Origin of the sequence: Virgibacillus aidingensis (assembly GCF_010994035.1) — a bacterium.
In the GTDB taxonomy this organism is placed as follows: domain Bacteria; phylum Bacillota; class Bacilli; order Bacillales; family Amphibacillaceae; genus Virgibacillus_N.
In genome coordinates, this window is the sequence record NZ_WIXN01000004.1 from 63,693 (window position 1) to 80,891 (window position 17,199).

Consider the following 17,199-nt stretch of genomic DNA (forward strand, 5'->3'; position numbering starts at 1 on the left):
GCGGTTATGCAGCACGCTGACAGGCAGCTGTACTATTCGATATAGACATCCTTTAATTCCAGATACTGTGTCGGCAGCTGGGACAGCCCTTTAACACTATCATCCACACCCATCAAATATTCCGGGTAACTGATATTAATGGCAGGTGCGATATCCACGAGCAGCTCCTGTATTTCACTGTAGAGTGCCATGCGATCATCCACGTCTGTTGTTTGACGTGCTTCATCCAACAGGGCATCCAATTCCTCATTTTCGGTAAAGGTCCGATTACCGGGAGCACCCACACTGTTCGAGTGGAATAAAGAATAAACAGAGTAATCAGGGTCCCCTGTTCCACTCGTCCACCCAATGACAAACATATCATGCTCCCCGTTGGCGGTTTGTTCCAGATATGCACCCCATTCAAGCACTTCTACTTCTGCATCAATGCCAATCTCGGCCAATTGGGACTGCACATTGACAGCGGTATCCATTTGTTCGCGCTCATCATCTGTCCAGATGGTAGTGGAAAAACCATCCTCATAGCCGGCTTCCGCCAACAATTCCTTCGCACCTTCTACATCATACTCATAGTCTTCCACGGTTTCATCATGCCCCTCAATGTCACGAGGGATCGGCGTATTCGCAGGTATACCATAACCCTCGAAAATACCATCAATGATCAATTCTTTATCGACAGCCATTGATATCGCCTGTCGTACAAGCTGGTTGTCAAATGGCTCTTTATCCATATTAAAACCGACATAGGAATATCTTACAATACTTTGCTGATGCACTGATACTCCATCCATCTGTTCAATCTGCCCTACATCCGACGTACTCAGCGGACTCGACACATGGCTGTCCCCTGTGCTCAGTTCGGCAATACGGGTTAAATCCTCATTTACCACTTTAAATCTGACGGTATCAAGCAATGCTGTACCATCCCAATAATCTTCATTTTTGGACAAGTCCACATATTCACCTGTCACCCATTCATCAAATTTAAAATAACCGGTGCCAATCGGATTTTCATTAATAATGGTTCCCGGTTCTGCGCCATCTTCCATCGCTGCATAGTCTTCTTCTATTACTTCCAGCGATACGATACCGCTTACAGGATGCGCAAGATGAGCAGGCAGTGGTGCAAATGGATAATCCGTTGTCAGCCTGATTGTATAATCATCCACTACTTCAATGTCGTTAATCATCTCATATAAGGAAGCCTGGGATGAACCTACTTCCGGATCAATGATACGCTCAATATTCGCTTTCGCTACTTCCGCGTTAAACGGGGATCCATCGTGAAAAGTTACCCCCTCCTGCAGTTTAAATTCCCACACATTATCTTCTATTGCTTCCCATTCCTTTGCAAGCCCAGGAACAAGCTCCAAATTTTCATTCTGCTTTACCAGTGTCTCAAAAATATTTCTTTGTACGTCATAGGAGGATATGTCGTTGGAACCATTCGGATCCAGTGATACGACATCCGTTCCTTTTGCGATGATCAAGTCTCCGCCTTCACCTTCCGTTACTGCCTCTTCCCCATTATCTGTGGTTTCTTCACTGCCGGTATCCTCAGGCTCACTTGCACATGCAGCTAGCAAGAAAACAATGGATAGTATAAATGCTGTCATTCCAAAGCGTTTTAGCAAATACATTTCTGTCATCCTTCCCCTGTTGAATATATGTAACTATTAATTATTTGAAGTTTATACTAAAATAATAAAGATTTCAACAAATTTAAATAATTTTCGCATTTTCATCATTATAATTGATGAAAATCAAACCATTACAACAAAGGGCAGCAGTAATGCCGCAGATGCGTTTCAATTTCAGACTGCGAGCATCGGAGTAGACTGGGAGAGAAAGATAAAGAAGAGCGGCAAGAGTTAAAGAATACGAGGTGCCCTTGGCCATTTTTCCAGCCAAGGGTGTTTTTATTTACTTTCTTTTGGAAAACGCTTCGTTTCCCGTTCGACATAGGTATAAGGATGAAGCAGCTTTTCAAACAGTTCATCTCGATCTGCCAACACTGTCTGAGGGCAAAATGTGATTTTCGTTAAACCTTCATTATATGGATGCTTATGAATTCACCAAGTTTCTGCAAAAAAACGATAATCAGATTTAATAATTGAATAATGGAAATGCCGATGATGAAGCAGGAAATAATGATCATTGTCCCAAAAAGTAATCTGAAAAACCATTTTCGGATGAAGTCCTTTCTCAGACTTTGTATTATGCTTTTTTGCTGCTGCGGATCATCAGGGTAACTGAAGTAATAGACATTTCGGGAGCAAAGAAAATAAATGAAATTTTTTATTGATCTTATTTTATCTTTCAGCCATTTCAGATTATATTTAGTAGGTATGAACCCCAGCTTATAGTCGTATAAACTTAAATGATTAAGAATCCAGGCAGTATTTTTGATTATTCTTTTGCTCTGTAATTTTATATCTTTAAAAGAAGTTTCATCCTTAAAGGAAAGGTCGATTATTTCTATTTCAAAATAAGACCAATTGAACAAGTCCCGGGAAACAGGAAAAGCATCAATCCGGTAAGATGTTCTGCTTTTTAAGTTTTGCACACTAAAACTTTTATATAACACTCTTTTTGCGCTAACTTCAGGGTCGCGTGAGTAAACAGAAATGGTGCCGGTTATTTTGTTTATTGCTGATAATTCATTGTTGTTCACAATCTGAACAGTTATATAATAATTGTTTTCAATTTTATCATTATCAACCAATGTAAAATAAACGTTATTTACAGCATTTGTACTTATTTTAAAAGGTTTATAGTGTCTGTCCAGGCTTTCTTTTACAAGCCTATTTGATTGGTTATCACTATATTTCATCAATAAAATAAGAGCTGCAATAAGAACTGCCCCCAGGATTGACAAAGGATATCCCCCGACTATGAATATCATCCCATTTTTAATCAGGTTAAAATGATAAACTATTAAGGAGAAGGCTATCAATAACAAAATTCCTTTAAAAATTTTTTTGCCTGTTAATTCTTTTATTAGATTTATAAATTCCATATAATATCTTCCCGTTTAAGTATTTTTAAATTAACGGTTGTACCATCAGCCCCATACATAGCGGAGAGCGAAATCCTGATAATAGAATAAGATGATATACCTGCCGCTTGGACTAAGTCTCTTTGAACATGTATGTGTAAACCTTCTTATTTTAATAGGCAGATCCATCATTACAATTCTATTGTACTATTTGTACTATAAAATTCCACGTATCTTTCCGCTTTTCTTCGGCAAAAAAACACAAAACACCCCAGATACAACTTGAATCATGTATCTGGGGTTGAAATATCATGAAAGATATTGCCGGAAATGAGAACAATCCAAAACTAACCCTCTCTTTCTATTAATTCCTAAAATGATAAAGCGAGTCCGCTGGACATACATCCTCCGGGCATTATTACATTGTGTTTCACATGATCGTTACCGGCTTTATAGATTCATTCGGTTCTAATATCGGAACATCCACACTTACTGTATTCGGATATTTAATCCCAGCTCCTGTATTAAGCACAACTACCTTTTCTTCCTTTTTAATCCAGCCTTCATTGCGCAATTTACGTGCCGCATGAAATGCTGCAGCCCCTTCCGGACAAATAAAAAGCCCTTCTTGTTGGGAAATCAGTTTTTGCTCCTCCAATAAAGCCTGATCACTTACCGATACGGCACAGCCTGCTGTTTCATAAATAGCCTGCAGAACTAAAAAGTCTCCCAATGCCTTAGGTACATTTATTCCGAATGCCAAGGTTTCCGAGTTGTCCCAAAATGCTGATTCCTTTTTACCTTCCTGCCAGGCTTTTACAATCGGCGCACAGCCTTCTGATTGAACTGCTGCCAGCCTTGGCATTTTCTCCTTATTGATCCATCCTAATTCCTGTAATTCCCGTAACGCTTTATAAATACCAATTAATCCAACGCCGCCTCCGGTAGGATAAAGGATTACATCAGGCACTTCCCAGTCAAATTGCTCAGCTATTTCAAGTCCCATCGTTTTCTTGCCTTCAATTCGATATGGTTCCTTTAATGTGGACACATCATATAAATTATATTCCTCCACAGCTTTACCGACGATTTTCCCTGCATCACTGATTAAACCATTCACCAAATATAAGTTAGCACCGGAAATGGCACATTCATTTCTCGTAATTTTAGGAGCATCTTCTGGCATCACGATGGTAGAGGAAATTCCCGATCTTGCGGCATAAAGCGCCCACGCTGCGCCGGCATTGCCATTTGTCGGCATGGCAAACTCTTTTACACCCAGTTCTTTTGCTTTGGAAACACCAACTGCAGCGCCCCGGGCTTTAAATGTTCCAGTCGGAATAATGCCTTCATCCTTCATGTACAAATGGTTTATTCCGATATTGGTACTGATCGATAACATTTCAATTAAGGGTGTCATTCCCTCGCCCATCGATACAATATTTGATTCATCTGCCACAGGTAATAATTCATGGTACCGCCACAGGTCATTTCTGCGTCCGGCTAAATCATCCGGCTTCCATTGAGCAGCCAATGAATGTAAATCATATTTAACGAGCAGCGGTGCACCGCATTTACATAATTGCTGCACTTTATCACGTTCATATTTCTCCGAACACTTTGGACAATATAGATGAGATATGTAACTAAACTTCATTTTACTCCTCCTTATAAAATTATGGGTTAGAAAGCTAGACGGCGATAGCATTGGAAGGAAAACAGCATAAATTAATCATCCATGTTGTTGGTTAATATCTTTTTCCCCTCATTTTTTCGGCAGGGATAAAGCAAGATTTGATAGATAATCTTTTTTTCATCACGCCTTTTAAGACATTCTATTAAAAAAACATCATTGGCAAGACTTCCATAACATTATCTGTGCAAATCCACTTTATACTGATAAAGATCAGACCGGAATTTTGTCTGCGTATACTCAATCGGTTTATCTTCCACCCCGTAACTTAATCTGTCCATTTGCAGCAAAGCCGTCCCTGTACTGACTCCCAGCAAATCAGCTTCATATGATGTCGCATTGATAGCGGAAATTGTTTCATCGGCTCTTTTCAGAAAAATATGATTCTCCTCCAATATCTGATAAAACTTTGCGCTGTCCAGATCATGTTTCATTAAAATCTCACCAATATATTTAGGCCAGCTTGTTTTCTCCAGTGCTATCGGCTCATCATTGGCAAATCTGATCCGGCGGATGCATAATATTTCTTCGTCATCTGCAATTTGCAGTTTCTTTTTTTCAAGGAAAAGATTATCTCTGAACTCTGCCCTGATTAATTTAGATTTCGGGACATAGCCTCTTTCCATGATTTCTTCGGCAAAACCGGTAAGTCTCCCCAGGGAACCTGTTAATTTCAGTGATTTTACCGTGGTCCCTTTTCCCTGCTGTTTTTCCAGTAAACCTTCCTGAACCAGTACATTAATCGCTTGTCTGATCGTTGTGCGACTGACGTCAAACTCTCTTATTAACTCCGTTTCCGTAGGTATTAAGTCGCCGGGCTTCCAGATACTGTCCGCAATTCTTGCAGCAAGTATTTCCTTTACTTGATGGTAAAGGGGAGCATGGCTTCCATTTTTTAATTTAGTATTTTTCATATTTATGTTCCTTCCTCAAACAAATAAACTAGTATACCTGTTTTATATTGTTATGAGCTAAATGCTCTTCAATATTTACTGCTTTTCCCGTTTTTAATGATTCTTCTGCTGCCGAACCGACAACAATGGACCAAAACCCTTCCTCAACGGTAACTTGCTGCTCCTCTGTGCCTTCAATACTATTTATGAAATGAACTTGTTCATAATAGCTGGATCCCCCATGTCCACTTTCTTCGATTATTGATGAATAACCCGGTGTCATCACTTTGGAAGGGGCGCCATCCACCCGCATTACTTCAAGATGATTCCGCTTCGCATGCAGGGAATTAAATTGTTCACTTTCAGAAGCCTTTAACCGCCCTTCATCTCCGCACAAAATGAGTTCTTCATAAAACATTGGCGAAAACATACAAAGATTAAAATTTGCCCGGACACCGTTTTCATATACAATATTTACAAATGCATGATCAATGATATCACTTTGATTGCCCTCATATTCAAAATCTGTGAAATTCACTGCTGCTCCCCCTGTACTATACACCTTCACCGGTTTGGACTGGGCAAACAGATTAAATAAATCGAAATAATGACAGCATTTTTCTATAAATGTGCCGCCGGAGTAATTCGAGAATTTATTCCATTGGTCCACTTTATCCAGGAATGGAATTCTATGTTCCAATATACTTATCGTTTTCAGATCACCAATTGATCTCCTTTGTAAAGCTTCATGAATGGCCTCCACATAGATGGCTTTATATCGGTACTGCAGGCCGATTTGTAGCACACTTTCATAGGATTCCGCCCATTCCTTCATCATATAAGCATCACTTACTGTTGTTGCCATTGGTTTTTCAAGCAGTATATGTTTCCCTGACTTCATTGCATCCTTCAAAATATCCATATGCGTAAAGTTTGGAGTACAGATGATTAAGCCATCTGCCTCAGGATCATTACATGCTTCATCCAGCGTGGTATAGACTGTCAGCTCATATCCGGGGTAATTTTTATGAAACATTTCTTTTGTATGTGCAGCACTTTTTTCACTTGTATCATATATGCCGTTTACCACCCCTCTTCCTTCCATCATCGTTACCTTTATATGTTCGTTTCCTATATTTCCGGCTCCAATAATATTAAATCTATATTTGGGCTTTTCATTTTTTGACAGGTACCTGTCTTTCTCAGGCAGATAGTCACCTAAATGTTTTGCTGCTGAATAAAAGCCTTTTATATTGTTTTTGGATTTTAACATGAATTATCTCCTCCTCCATCATCGGGAATTCAGTAAGATTGGTCAAATTGTTCATTTCTCATATGCTTTGTATTATCTTTCCATTAAGTCAATCAGTTGGAAATATCAGGCTTATCCTATAACCCTGGTGTTGTTCCTGCCTTATCTGTTGACTCTTCACATTCCAAGCATGCCTACCCTTTATTTGCCCCTGCAGTTATTCCTTCCATAAAATAACGCTGCAGGAAAATATACAGAATGATCATAGGTATAGATGCTATCAATACACCCGAGAAAATCATCGGATAGTTTGTAAAATATTCTCCCTGGAAATCCAATAAAGATAGTGGCAGGGTTTTCTTTTCCGGGGATGCGACGAATAATAATGGATATAATAAATCATTCCAAACCATGACTCCAACAAAAATTGCCGCTGTTGCCATAGCCGGGGCCGACAATGGCAAGGCTACTTTCCAGTAAATTTGCCATTCGGATGCTCCATCCATTGTACTGGCTTCTATCATACTTCCCGGAATCGTTTTCATAAATCCTGCCACGATAAATACGACAACCGGCATAAAAGTAGTAGTCGAAACTAAAACCAAACCAATTAAACTATTTAACAGCCCAAGCGTATCAAGCACCCCATATAACGGAATCATATTTACCTGTGCAGGAAGCATCATTCCCAGAATGAACAAACCAAAAAGCAATGCACTTTTCCAGCCTTTTAAACGCATAATGACGTATGAAACCAGACTTGCTACAAATAAGCATAACAGTATGGTTGATACAGAAACAATGAGACTATTTAAAAAATGTATGTGTAAATTATTTTCAGTAACGATAGCAATAAAGTTTTGAAATGTGACCGGATCAGGCAGCCCCGTTGGATCTAAATAGAAATAATCACTTGTTTTCAATGTGGTGATAACGACCATAAAAACGGGGATAATGATCAATAAAGCGAATAAAAGAACAAGTATTTTTTTGAATAGAGAACGAATCATCAGCATACCTCCTTTATTTCAAGGCCTTAGTATTAATGTTCCACCTTATTTCTGCCAATTAAGCGGAACTGTATCAATGTAATCCCGGCGACAATGATCATCAATATAACAGATGCTGCAGATGCATAACCAAACTGGTAATGACTGAATGCCGAATTATAAATAAAGGTCACCAAAATCTCTGTGGAAAATGCAGGACCTCCGCCGGTCATGGCAAATACTAAATCAAAGGCTTTAAATGATTGGATGATCGTATACCCCACAACCATGGTCGTGGCAGGTGCAATGAGCGGCCATGTAATTTTTGCGAACCGCTGCCACCTGCTTGCCCCGTCGACAATGGCTGCTTCATAAAGCTCTTTCGGTACATTTTGCAGTCCGGCTATAAAAATAATCATCACTTGTCCGGTATGGAACCAAATTTGCACAAATGCCAAAGAGAAAATAGCGATTTCCGGATTTCCAAGCCAATTTTGCGTTAAATTTCCCAAACCAATACTTTCTAAAAAAGGATTCATGAGACCAATAGAAGGCGCATAAATAAACGACCAAATAAAAGCAACGGAAACCGATGATAGAATCGTAGGGAAGAAAAACAGTGCCCGGAAAAATATATTTGTTTTTGTATTCTTCAAAAGAATCAATGCGAATATTAACGAGAATATAGTTTGAAATATAACAACTGCCAATAAGAACTTTAAATTATTTCCCAACGATTTCATGAAAACAATATCATTCGTAAACAAGTCCATGTAGTTTGCCAGTCCAACAAAATTGAAGTCTGTGTTTGCGCCATCCCAGTCTGTTATGGAATAGAAAAACGCGCCAAGTGTCGGTAAAATAAAAAAGGTAAAATAAAGCAGCGCTCCCGGGATCAGAAAAAGATAGATTCGTTTACTAAATTGCACAATATCCCCCCTTGTAAAAGAAAGACTTTATAAGAACGGAGTAAATTCCTTTGATATTCCTCTATGAAACAGTCATCATTCCATCAACTTCAGATTCATGCCAGCTGCGGAAAAACCTATAAAGGCAGCGTGAAGTAATAATGTTAGCCTGGATAAAATCAGGGGATGAGGAACCTTCCTGATTTTACCCAGGTAATTTAATTATAAATCCAAGGTGCGTCTTATAACGATTGATCAATGATTTGCTGCGCCTGCTCCGCTGCTTCCTCCGGTTCTACCCCGGTTAAAACGGAATCAATAGAACCTAAAACAGCATCCTGCACCTGTCCATTTGTAATCGTATATCTTGGCTGAAAAATGGTATTCTTTTCTGTCCACGGTTCCTGTGCCTTTAACACTTCACTTTCATAATTAACCTCTTCCAGCGTAAGCATCTGGCCTGTATCATTTGCATAAATGGAAGCGTTTTCCGGCCGGGTTAAAAATTCGATGAACTTCTTTGCTTCCTCTTTGTACTCAGATTCCTCATTGACGGACAGCATAAATGTCGTCGTGTGGATCCCTTCCCAAACCATGTCTTCTTCAGAAGTTGTAATCGGGGCAAGCAATCCCATCTCCATATCCGGATTTTGATTATGCACCTGTGCCATCATATAAGATCCCATTGCAAGCATTCCTGCTTTTTCCTGGGCAAATATCGTACCGGAATTATCCTGGGTTATTCCTAACGCATCATTGCCAAAATAACCTTTATCGTTTAATTCCTTAATTTGTGTCAGGGTCTTCACCCACCAGTCTTCTGTCACTTTTCTCTCGCCTTCCTGCACCTTAATCCAAATTCCTTCTTCCGGTTCGTTGTTCATCATCATCGGGTTCATAAACTGACCGGGTCCATTATCTGCTGCAGGAAATACGATGGGATATTCTACACCGTTTTCTGCCAATGTTTCATTTACTTCAAGAAAACCTTCCCAGTCACTCGGGGGCTCCAGTCCGTATTCATCAAACATCGTTTTGTTATAAACAGGAATATTAAAAACTAATTGTAATGGTAATCCATACTGTTTTCCGTCACTTTCACCTACTGTCGTATATTGGGAATTAAATCTTGAGACAAAGTCTTCGTCCGAAATATCTGCAGCCAGTCCAGCATTAATGATGGTATCAAATTGAACACCCGGAAGCATGGCAAACACATCACCGGACGCGCCACCCTTTAATTTTGTTTGTAATGTGGACTCATACTGATTACTTGGAAAAGCATCCATATTCACCTTGATATCCGGATATTCCTCTTCAAATTTATCAATAATCTTATTAAAAGAATCTGTATCCTCCCCGCGCCAGTGAATAAAGCTGATTGTTTTTTCCCCATCCGTTTCACTGCTTGCATCTTCTGCCCCATCGCCGCAAGCAGCAAGGACTGCACTGAGCAGCAGGATGAACAGAACGGTTAAACTATACCTTTTTATCAAAAGAATCTCCTCCATTACCGTTTTTTTATAAATGAAATATCGTCCTTCCTTACCTGCAATTCTTTTTGTTGTACCTGCATGTTGAAACATTTCTTCCATAACCCGGTTAAAACAGCACTTGTTCAAAGTATTTTCTGAAAGAATGGGGCCTCAGACAGTTCATGAAAGTCCCATATCCTCCCTTTTTATCTACCTCTTTTCTTTTCATCATGATAATAGAATCTTTTATAATAACATCATTATCTTTATTAAAAATAGTACCTAAGATAGCGCTTTCAGTGCACTGCAGAATGTTACGGCTGCTGTCTGATTTAACGAACCTTATCTATTCACCAGTCCTGTTTCGCTTCATTACGTATATTAAACCCGAATAAGTTGCAGTAATGCTTTCGCTTTGCCAGAACTATTAAATACCTTCATTTTTTCCTTCACCTTTAATTTCATATACTTCTTTCCTGAACCTAATGTATCCGCAAGCACGTAATTATTGGGGTTATTGTTAAATGCATCCTGCACACCTCTCGTAAATGCCTGTCGTAATTCTGTATCCACATTGATCTTGGAAACACCCAGTGAGATTGCCCGCTTTACCTGCTCATCCGGTACTCCCGAACCCCCGTGGAGAACAATGGGTCTGTCAACAGCTTCGGAAATTTCTTTTAATCTCTCCAGCCTCAGATTGGGTTCCTCTTTATATATGCCATGTGCCGTACCAATGGACACTGCTAAATAGTCAACATTTGTTTTTTCTGCAAAGGAAATGGCTTCTGAGGTTGTTGTAATCAAAGCATCTTCATGATCAATCGTGATATCATCTTCTGTGCCGCCGATTTTCCCGATTTCACCCTCACTCCCTATACCAAGTGCGCCCGCAGCCGCCGCTACCTGTTTCGTTATCGCTACATTTTCTTCAAAGGAGAGGGATGATCCGTCAAACATTACAGATTGAAATCCCAATTGAATGGCTTCCATTGACTGTGCGTACTCTCTACTGTGATCCAAATGGATGGCAATCGGAATGGTATAACCCTCCGCCAATGCGTCAATCAATACTTTCATAGGCTCGAGCCCAATATGTTGAATGACCTTTTGACCGACCTGCATCATGATTGGCGATTGTTCTTCTTCCGCTGCATCCAGCACTGCCTGTATCGTTTCCGCATCATGCACACTGAAAGCCCCAACGCCATATCCATTTCTTCGCGCATGTTCCAGCAATAATTTTCCATGAATAAACGGCATTCACTTCCTCCTTTCTTGTGTGTGTGTTCCTGCTCCTTGTTGCTTCTATGAAACTAATGATTGTTGAGATTTGTTTGTTTCAGCTTATTACAGGATGCTAATATAGGCTGATTGACTCCCGAATCTTCCATAAATGGCCGCAGCCAATCATAATACCGCTTTGGATTATCAATAAAATGATCAGGCAAAAGCCTTTCTCCAGAATGGGCTACATCCTTTAAAGATACGGGCTTCATTTGAATTTCATATCTTTCCTCCTGTAAACGGCGAATGGACACCATAACACTGGATAAATCCTGTTTCACCCAATATCCGCCGGTAATCCCTGCCAGATATGCTTCCTCTTTATCTACTGGTGAAACGAGGGGGGAAAAAGATCTTTGATTCATACCCAATATTTCAGATCGCACTTTTACATGCAGCTGTTCAGTTATACTATTTTCAATTTCATTGGATATCCCCCCTAAAACAATGCGATCATGGATAATGTCTTTTTCAATTTGGTTTCCTTCTTCCCACACGACACCTTCACTTACTACCATTACGGCATACCCATAACGGCTGACTGCAGATTCTATCGCACTCATCAGGCTTTCTTTACGCATCCTGCGTTCAGGCAATGCTATAATGTGCGGACCTTCTTCTTCAGATTTTTTAAAATAACCGGAAGCAGCAGCAAGCCAGCCTGCATTCCTGCCCATCGTTTCTATGATTCTTACTTGCTCAAAATTTTTCATCGATTGCAGATCATAGCTCAAATTCCTTGTTGCATGTGCCACATAGTTTGCCGCACTCCCAAACCCGGGTGCATGGTCTGTGTAATTAATATCATTATCCACTGTTTTGGGAATCCCGATCACCTGCAATTCATATCCCTGCTTCATGGCCTCAAGATCAATACGATGCAAGGCTTCCATTGTTCCATTTCCGCCTATAAAAATAAGGGTGTTTACTTTTTCATTTTTCAGGAATTCTACTGCATGAACTACTTCTTCATGTGACATAGGGTATCTTCCTGACCCCAGACAGGCACCCGGCTTGTTTTCCTGCTGAAATATCCAGTTTAAAAATGGATTATTGCCTTTTCTCATGTTTTCATGAACCAGCCCATCATATCCATTGCATATAAAAGATAATTGGACATCATGCATTAATTCCTTAACCAGGCCAACCAGCGTTGCATTAATAACCGATGTAGGACCACCAGCCTGCCCAATAGCCACTTTTTTCATTTTAAGTATCCCTCCTTTCACCAAATATATGGTATACGATTAATCTGCTGATTCTATTACCTTGATTAAATAATGAAGGATGGACCTGCCTTTTTACAGTAAGGAGATTATCTGACATATACTTTTGTTTCCACACCCAGCTGACGCCCCAGTTCGATGAGTTCATCCACTACATCAGCATAAACCAGGGCATAGTGGGGTTCAAAACCCTCATCCATTAAGCTGTACAATGTTTCATTTATATTTGTCTCCAGCTCCACCTCGACAGAAGTGCCATGAAAAGGCTGTGGTGTATCAAGAGCTTTCCCGCGCATGACAAGAATACGAAATCCATCGGCCTTCGTATAGCTTAATCTCATCAATGTTACGGTTCCCGGTTTCAGGCCAAAATCCAATGCGAAACCCAATTTTCTGTTTGGATGAACACCAGCCTGCGCCCCCTGGGCAGGATGAGCCAGCGAATAAGCCCCCGCACCGCAGTGCCAGAATACCGCCCCATTACTGGCCTCATTAATATGAACCATATCACCAAGGTAAGGCGCTTCACCATTGGCAAGCTCCCGTAAAATAAACATGGAGATTGATCCATGAATGTCTGATTCACAGGCCGAAACAACCCCTTCTTCCGTAAATTGGGACAGAGTGGAACATGCAGCAGCTCCCAGTTCATTAAAGAAATCCGGCCAGCATCTAATAGCAAGTGCAGAAATCGCTTTCTTTTGAATTTCCTTTTCTACATACGTTGAAAATTGAGCAAAACGTTTCACGGTTTCTTCGTTTTTATTTAAACCAATCACTTGTTTCTCTGCCCGGCTAATCATGTTTTCGTATTCATTTTTGGGGATTTCCAGGCTTTCCTTAAAAGCTTTATGCAGATCAAAGGTTTCTACGACAGGCCCAATTTCCTTTTCCAACAGCTGTTCATCTGTATCGGAAAAGAAAAAACCCGGCGGATATTCGCCAACAACACCTATTTTCAGCTTTTGCAGCCGCTGAATGACCTTTAATACAGACAGCTGTTTCCGTAATTTTTCCTGCACCTGTGATTCATCTGCATTCCCATATACAAAGCTGTATGGATGCCCCTCCGAACGAAGGAAATGACATGTGCTGTTGCCCCCTGTTAAAGAATTCAGGCGCAGCCTCCCGCCAATACTCGGTTCACGCACAGACCAGACAATAACCGGTGCGCTCACCTTTTTAATGATGTTTTGTATGAATGCAGCATCAGCAAAAGTAACACTTTGATATATAGTTGCCATCACAGCTTCACGATCCACCTTGCTTAAAAACGCTTCCAATTCCTCCGGTGAAGTAATAATTCCTTCCGGCTGAATAACATCCTTATGAATTTGATGCAGGTATCGTAAAGATTTTTCCCTCTGAACTTCTGCTGCCTCCAAATCAAATGTTTTTCTTCCAATTGGTATGTATAAGATTTTCTTTCGCAAAAAGATCCTCCTTTGCTAATGTGATGTCAATGAGGCGGACAGAGAGCTGAAATCACTCCTCATCCGCTCAGTCCACAATCGGGAAATCGCTTACATTTTAAGTTTACTTATTGAATGTGTTTACATTATTACTGTAAGTAATAATTACCTTTAAGTTAAACATCATTACCTTAATTTGCATTATAAATATAAATATATAGAATTGCAAGTATTATTTTATTTTTTTGTTTATGGTTAATGGAATTTTATAAGACAGCCGCCCACTCATTACACTATTTAAAACAGAAAAATTTCTTACTGCGTTAAATCCCTGAAATAAAAAAACTGCTTTTTTTGAATAATAGTGAGCCCCCTCCCTATTTCCACTTGAGACATCTAATAGTTAACTTATTAACTGGCACAATAAAGTCAATTATTTACAGAAAAACTGCCAGGGTTTTGCTGAATTTGTATAAATAGGTATTTATGTTTATTTAATTTTATAAATAAACTGAAAAACAGTACTTTCCTACCTTAGTAAAACATGGAAGTTACTTTAAAATAATAAGTAACAGCAAAAGACAAAAACATACATAATAAAGCAAAATCTGTACTTTGGCATAAATCCAATTGATTGGATTTGCAATAAAATAGTTTCTACCTATTAGAAGGGAGGGAATATAAATGGAAGGAATCGTGATTTTGCTCTTACTTGCAGGACTTGGTTTTTTATGGTTTCGGACAAAAGACATCAGTCAAAAGAAAAAGATAATCTATTCCGTTTCAGCAATTATTGCAGCATCGGTTATACTGGCTGGTGTAGGGGAATCAGATAAAGCAGCAAGTCTGGAAGCGGAATTGGAAAAGAACCAGGTGCTGGCAAAGGAAAATGAGGAACTCACTGCATCCAATACAGATCTTGAAGAAAAACTGGACAATCTTGAAACAGAAATGGAAACGCTTACCGAGGAGCTATCCAGTATTGAAGAAGAGAAAGAAAATTTACAGAAGGACTATGATGCACTCTCGGAAGACATCGGAACATATCCGGAAGAAATAAGTGATTTAGAGGCAGAGATTGATGAATTAGAGGAGCAGTTAAAGGAAAAAGAAAAGGCCATATCCAGCAGTACTGCTTCTTCAAACGGCAGTAATAATGACAGTAACAGCTCAGGCACTTCATCTTCTTCAGAACAGGAAGTTGCCAGTGAATCCGTTTCAAGTGACAATTCCTCAACTTCCAGTGGTGAATGTGATATAAAAGGAAGCGAAAGTGGTATTTATCATGTTCCCGGCAGCACATACTATGATCGAACTACCAATGTGGTACAGTGGTTCTGTTCAACAGAAGAAGCAGAAAATGCCGGTTACCGGGCACCGAAAAACGAATAAAACTATTGATTGCAGCGGTGCCCCTATTTGCGGGTACCGCTTTATAGTTTAGAGAATGACTTCGGGTTACGATTAGCTTAAATTCTGCCTCGTTTTCATCCACTTTGTTTTTTGTATAGACTGTTTACTGTTCCCTAAGCAAATGCAATAACTTCTGCAGCAAAAATATTTTTATAAAATAATTAAACATTCCCTAATACTGCCGATATAAGTAATAAGTCATCAGGGAGGATGATGAGCCATGGCATTGATGTTGGGTAGAAAACCCGGGGAAAAAGTAGTTGTCCTGGATGATCAGGGCAGGGAAATTGAAATTAAAGTGGTGAAGACTGAGGCCAGCGCAAAAAGTGCGCTCAAACTCAGAATCACAGCTCCACCAGAGTTTAGGATTGTGCGTGGAGAGATTTATGAAGGTAATAACTCCTAAACACGGGAGATTATTATATAGACTAGCATTTCAAAAGGATAGGTCTTGCTAGTAAAATAAAAAACACGGAGGTAAGGTAAAATGATTATCAATCACAACATTTCAGCTCTTAATGCACATAGGCAATTAGGAGCAAACCAAGGTGCAGTACAGAATTCATTGGAGAAGCTTTCTTCAGGTCTTGGAATTAACAAGGCTGGGGACGACGCAGCAGGTTTAGCAATTTCTGAGAAAATGCGTGGACAGATTCGTGGATTAGAGCAAGCATCTACAAATGCTCAAGACGGTATTTCTTTAATACAAACCGCTGAAGGAGCATTGAATGAAACACATTCAATTCTTCAAAGAATGCGTGAGTTAGCCGTACAAAGTGCTAACGATACTAACACTGATTCTGATCGTGCAGAATTACAAAAAGAAGTAGACCAGTTGGCAGAAGAAATAACAAGGATTTCTAACAATACTGAATTTAATACACAGAATCTAGTTGGTGGAGAATTTGATGGAACATTCCATATTGGTGCTAATGAGGGACAATCTCTTAGCCTTACAATTGGTGCAATGGATGCAAACTCCTTAGGTGTAGATGACGGTACAGGTTCCGCTATGTCAGTAGACGAATCCGGAGATACTCCAACTGTAACAGATGCTGTAGTTAATGGTGGCATCGATATTTCTTCTCAAACTGCGGCAGATTCAGCAATAGGTACAATTCAAAGCGCAATTGATGACGTTTCAGCTGAACGTTCAAAACTTGGTGCACATCAAAACCGTTTAGAGCACACAATCAACAACCTTGGAACTTCTGCAGAAAACCTAACTGCTGCAGAATCACGTATCCGAGACGTCGACATGGCGAAAGAAATGATGGAGTTCACTAAGAACAACATCCTTTCACAAGCGGCACAGTCAATGTTAGCTCAAGCCAACCAACAACCGCAGGGAGTACTTCAGTTACTTCGTTAATAGAAGAATATGAAAAGGGCTCTGCCTTATGGGTAGAGTCTTTTTTTATGATATATTATAACTATGTTAAAAAACACATAATACAGTTGGATAAAATTAGTGCTCATAATAGTAAAGTTTTTTTATTCTAAATGAAATTGTACGCCCAAGCCCACTTAATGGAATTAATCTATCACCTATGGGACAAATGAGGAGCTGTAAATTACAAATACTTCTATTAGCTAGATGCCAAAGCTATATTGAGGATTGAGTCCTGCCTGCTTAAATTAAGCTGAATTCAC

The 17,199-nt window shown here is 39.7% G+C and carries 15 protein-coding genes; 3 read left to right on the top strand and 12 right to left on the bottom strand.

Features of this window, described 5'->3' with window-relative positions; genetic code table 11:
- Window positions 1–32: 32 nt before the first annotated feature.
- The 12 genes from GHD25_RS04570 to sftI form a co-directional block, all read right to left on the bottom strand.
- Window positions 33–1,640, bottom strand: coding sequence for a glutathione ABC transporter substrate-binding protein (locus tag GHD25_RS04570; RefSeq protein WP_164215196.1), 1,608 nt, complete (start codon window positions 1,638–1,640; stop codon window positions 33–35).
- Between the two features lie 82 nt (window positions 1,641–1,722).
- Complete coding sequence (locus GHD25_RS04575; protein WP_164215197.1) at window positions 1,723–1,911, bottom strand: hypothetical protein; 189 nt, start codon at window positions 1,909–1,911, stop codon at window positions 1,723–1,725.
- Between the two features lie 130 nt (window positions 1,912–2,041).
- A complete protein-coding gene (locus tag GHD25_RS04580; RefSeq protein ID WP_164215198.1) occupies window positions 2,042–2,878 on the bottom strand; it encodes a hypothetical protein in 837 nt (278 codons plus the stop codon).
- A gap of 550 nt (window positions 2,879–3,428) precedes the next feature.
- Entirely contained in the window at window positions 3,429–4,655 is a 1,227-nt protein-coding gene (locus GHD25_RS04585) for a threonine synthase (RefSeq protein ID WP_164215199.1), read from the bottom strand.
- Window positions 4,656–4,870: 215 nt separating this feature from the next.
- Window positions 4,871–5,605, bottom strand: coding sequence for a GntR family transcriptional regulator (locus GHD25_RS04590; protein ID WP_164215200.1), 735 nt, complete (start codon window positions 5,603–5,605; stop codon window positions 4,871–4,873).
- A 28-nt stretch (window positions 5,606–5,633) separates the two neighbouring features.
- On the bottom strand, window positions 5,634–6,857 hold the full coding sequence (locus GHD25_RS04595) for a Gfo/Idh/MocA family protein (protein WP_164215201.1): 1,224 nt from the start codon (window positions 6,855–6,857) through the stop codon (window positions 5,634–5,636).
- 173 nt (window positions 6,858–7,030) lie between these two features.
- Window positions 7,031–7,846, bottom strand: a complete 816-nt coding sequence (locus tag GHD25_RS04600; protein WP_164215202.1) for a carbohydrate ABC transporter permease — start codon at window positions 7,844–7,846, stop codon at window positions 7,031–7,033.
- Window positions 7,847–7,878: 32 nt separating this feature from the next.
- On the bottom strand, window positions 7,879–8,754 hold the full coding sequence (locus GHD25_RS04605; protein WP_164215203.1) for a carbohydrate ABC transporter permease: 876 nt from the start codon (window positions 8,752–8,754) through the stop codon (window positions 7,879–7,881).
- Window positions 8,755–8,975: 221 nt separating this feature from the next.
- Entirely contained in the window at window positions 8,976–10,328 is a 1,353-nt protein-coding gene (locus GHD25_RS04610) for an ABC transporter substrate-binding protein (RefSeq protein WP_346426771.1), read from the bottom strand.
- 261 nt (window positions 10,329–10,589) lie between these two features.
- A complete protein-coding gene (locus tag GHD25_RS04615; RefSeq protein WP_164215204.1) occupies window positions 10,590–11,471 on the bottom strand; it encodes a class II fructose-bisphosphate aldolase in 882 nt (293 codons plus the stop codon).
- Between the two features lie 53 nt (window positions 11,472–11,524).
- Window positions 11,525–12,703, bottom strand: a complete 1,179-nt coding sequence (locus tag GHD25_RS04620) for a diphosphate--fructose-6-phosphate 1-phosphotransferase (protein ID WP_164215205.1) — start codon at window positions 12,701–12,703, stop codon at window positions 11,525–11,527.
- A 107-nt stretch (window positions 12,704–12,810) separates the two neighbouring features.
- Window positions 12,811–14,154 carry a sulfoquinovose isomerase gene (gene sftI / locus GHD25_RS04625; RefSeq protein WP_164215206.1) on the bottom strand — a complete coding sequence of 448 codons (1,344 nt, stop codon included), beginning with the start codon at window positions 14,152–14,154 and terminating at the stop codon, window positions 12,811–12,813.
- 663 nt (window positions 14,155–14,817) lie between these two features.
- On the opposite strand from sftI, the gene GHD25_RS04630 reads away from it, so the two are divergent.
- The 3 genes from GHD25_RS04630 to hag all read left to right on the top strand — a co-directional run bounded on the left by GHD25_RS04630 (window position 14,818) and on the right by hag (window position 16,918).
- Window positions 14,818–15,525, top strand: coding sequence for a sunset domain-containing protein (locus GHD25_RS04630; protein ID WP_164215207.1), 708 nt, complete (start codon window positions 14,818–14,820; stop codon window positions 15,523–15,525).
- Window positions 15,526–15,766: 241 nt separating this feature from the next.
- Window positions 15,767–15,952: a carbon storage regulator gene (locus GHD25_RS04635; protein ID WP_164215208.1), complete on the top strand. Its 186-nt coding sequence runs from the start codon at window positions 15,767–15,769 to the stop codon at window positions 15,950–15,952.
- 81 nt (window positions 15,953–16,033) lie between these two features.
- Complete coding sequence (hag, locus tag GHD25_RS04640) at window positions 16,034–16,918, top strand: flagellin Hag (protein ID WP_164215209.1); 885 nt, start codon at window positions 16,034–16,036, stop codon at window positions 16,916–16,918.
- Window positions 16,919–17,199 lie beyond the last annotated feature (281 nt).

What these genes read in the sequence shown, in the direction of transcription:
- GHD25_RS04595 (WP_164215201.1), bottom strand. Translation starts at nt 6,857, where the DNA reads ATGTTAAAATCCAAAAACAATATAAAAGGCTTTTATTCAGCAGCAAAA.
- GHD25_RS04610 (WP_346426771.1), bottom strand. Translation starts at nt 10,328, where the DNA reads ATGGAAGAAATGTTTCAACATGCAGGTACAACAAAAAGAATTGCAGGT.
- GHD25_RS04620 (WP_164215205.1), bottom strand. Translation starts at nt 12,703, where the DNA reads ATGAAAAAAGTGGCTATTGGGCAGGCTGGTGGTCCTACATCGGTTATT.
- GHD25_RS04590 (WP_164215200.1), bottom strand. Translation starts at nt 5,605, where the DNA reads ATGAAAAATACTAAATTAAAAAATGGAAGCCATGCTCCCCTTTACCAT.
- GHD25_RS04615 (WP_164215204.1), bottom strand. Translation starts at nt 11,471, where the DNA reads ATGCCGTTTATTCATGGAAAATTATTGCTGGAACATGCGCGAAGAAAT.
- GHD25_RS04635 (WP_164215208.1), top strand. Translation starts at nt 15,767, where the DNA reads ATGGCATTGATGTTGGGTAGAAAACCCGGGGAAAAAGTAGTTGTCCTG.
- hag (WP_164215209.1), top strand. Translation starts at nt 16,034, where the DNA reads ATGATTATCAATCACAACATTTCAGCTCTTAATGCACATAGGCAATTA.
- GHD25_RS04630 (WP_164215207.1), top strand. Translation starts at nt 14,818, where the DNA reads ATGGAAGGAATCGTGATTTTGCTCTTACTTGCAGGACTTGGTTTTTTA.
- GHD25_RS04600 (WP_164215202.1), bottom strand. Translation starts at nt 7,846, where the DNA reads ATGATTCGTTCTCTATTCAAAAAAATACTTGTTCTTTTATTCGCTTTA.
- GHD25_RS04570 (WP_164215196.1), bottom strand. Translation starts at nt 1,640, where the DNA reads ATGTATTTGCTAAAACGCTTTGGAATGACAGCATTTATACTATCCATT.
- GHD25_RS04585 (WP_164215199.1), bottom strand. Translation starts at nt 4,655, where the DNA reads ATGAAGTTTAGTTACATATCTCATCTATATTGTCCAAAGTGTTCGGAG.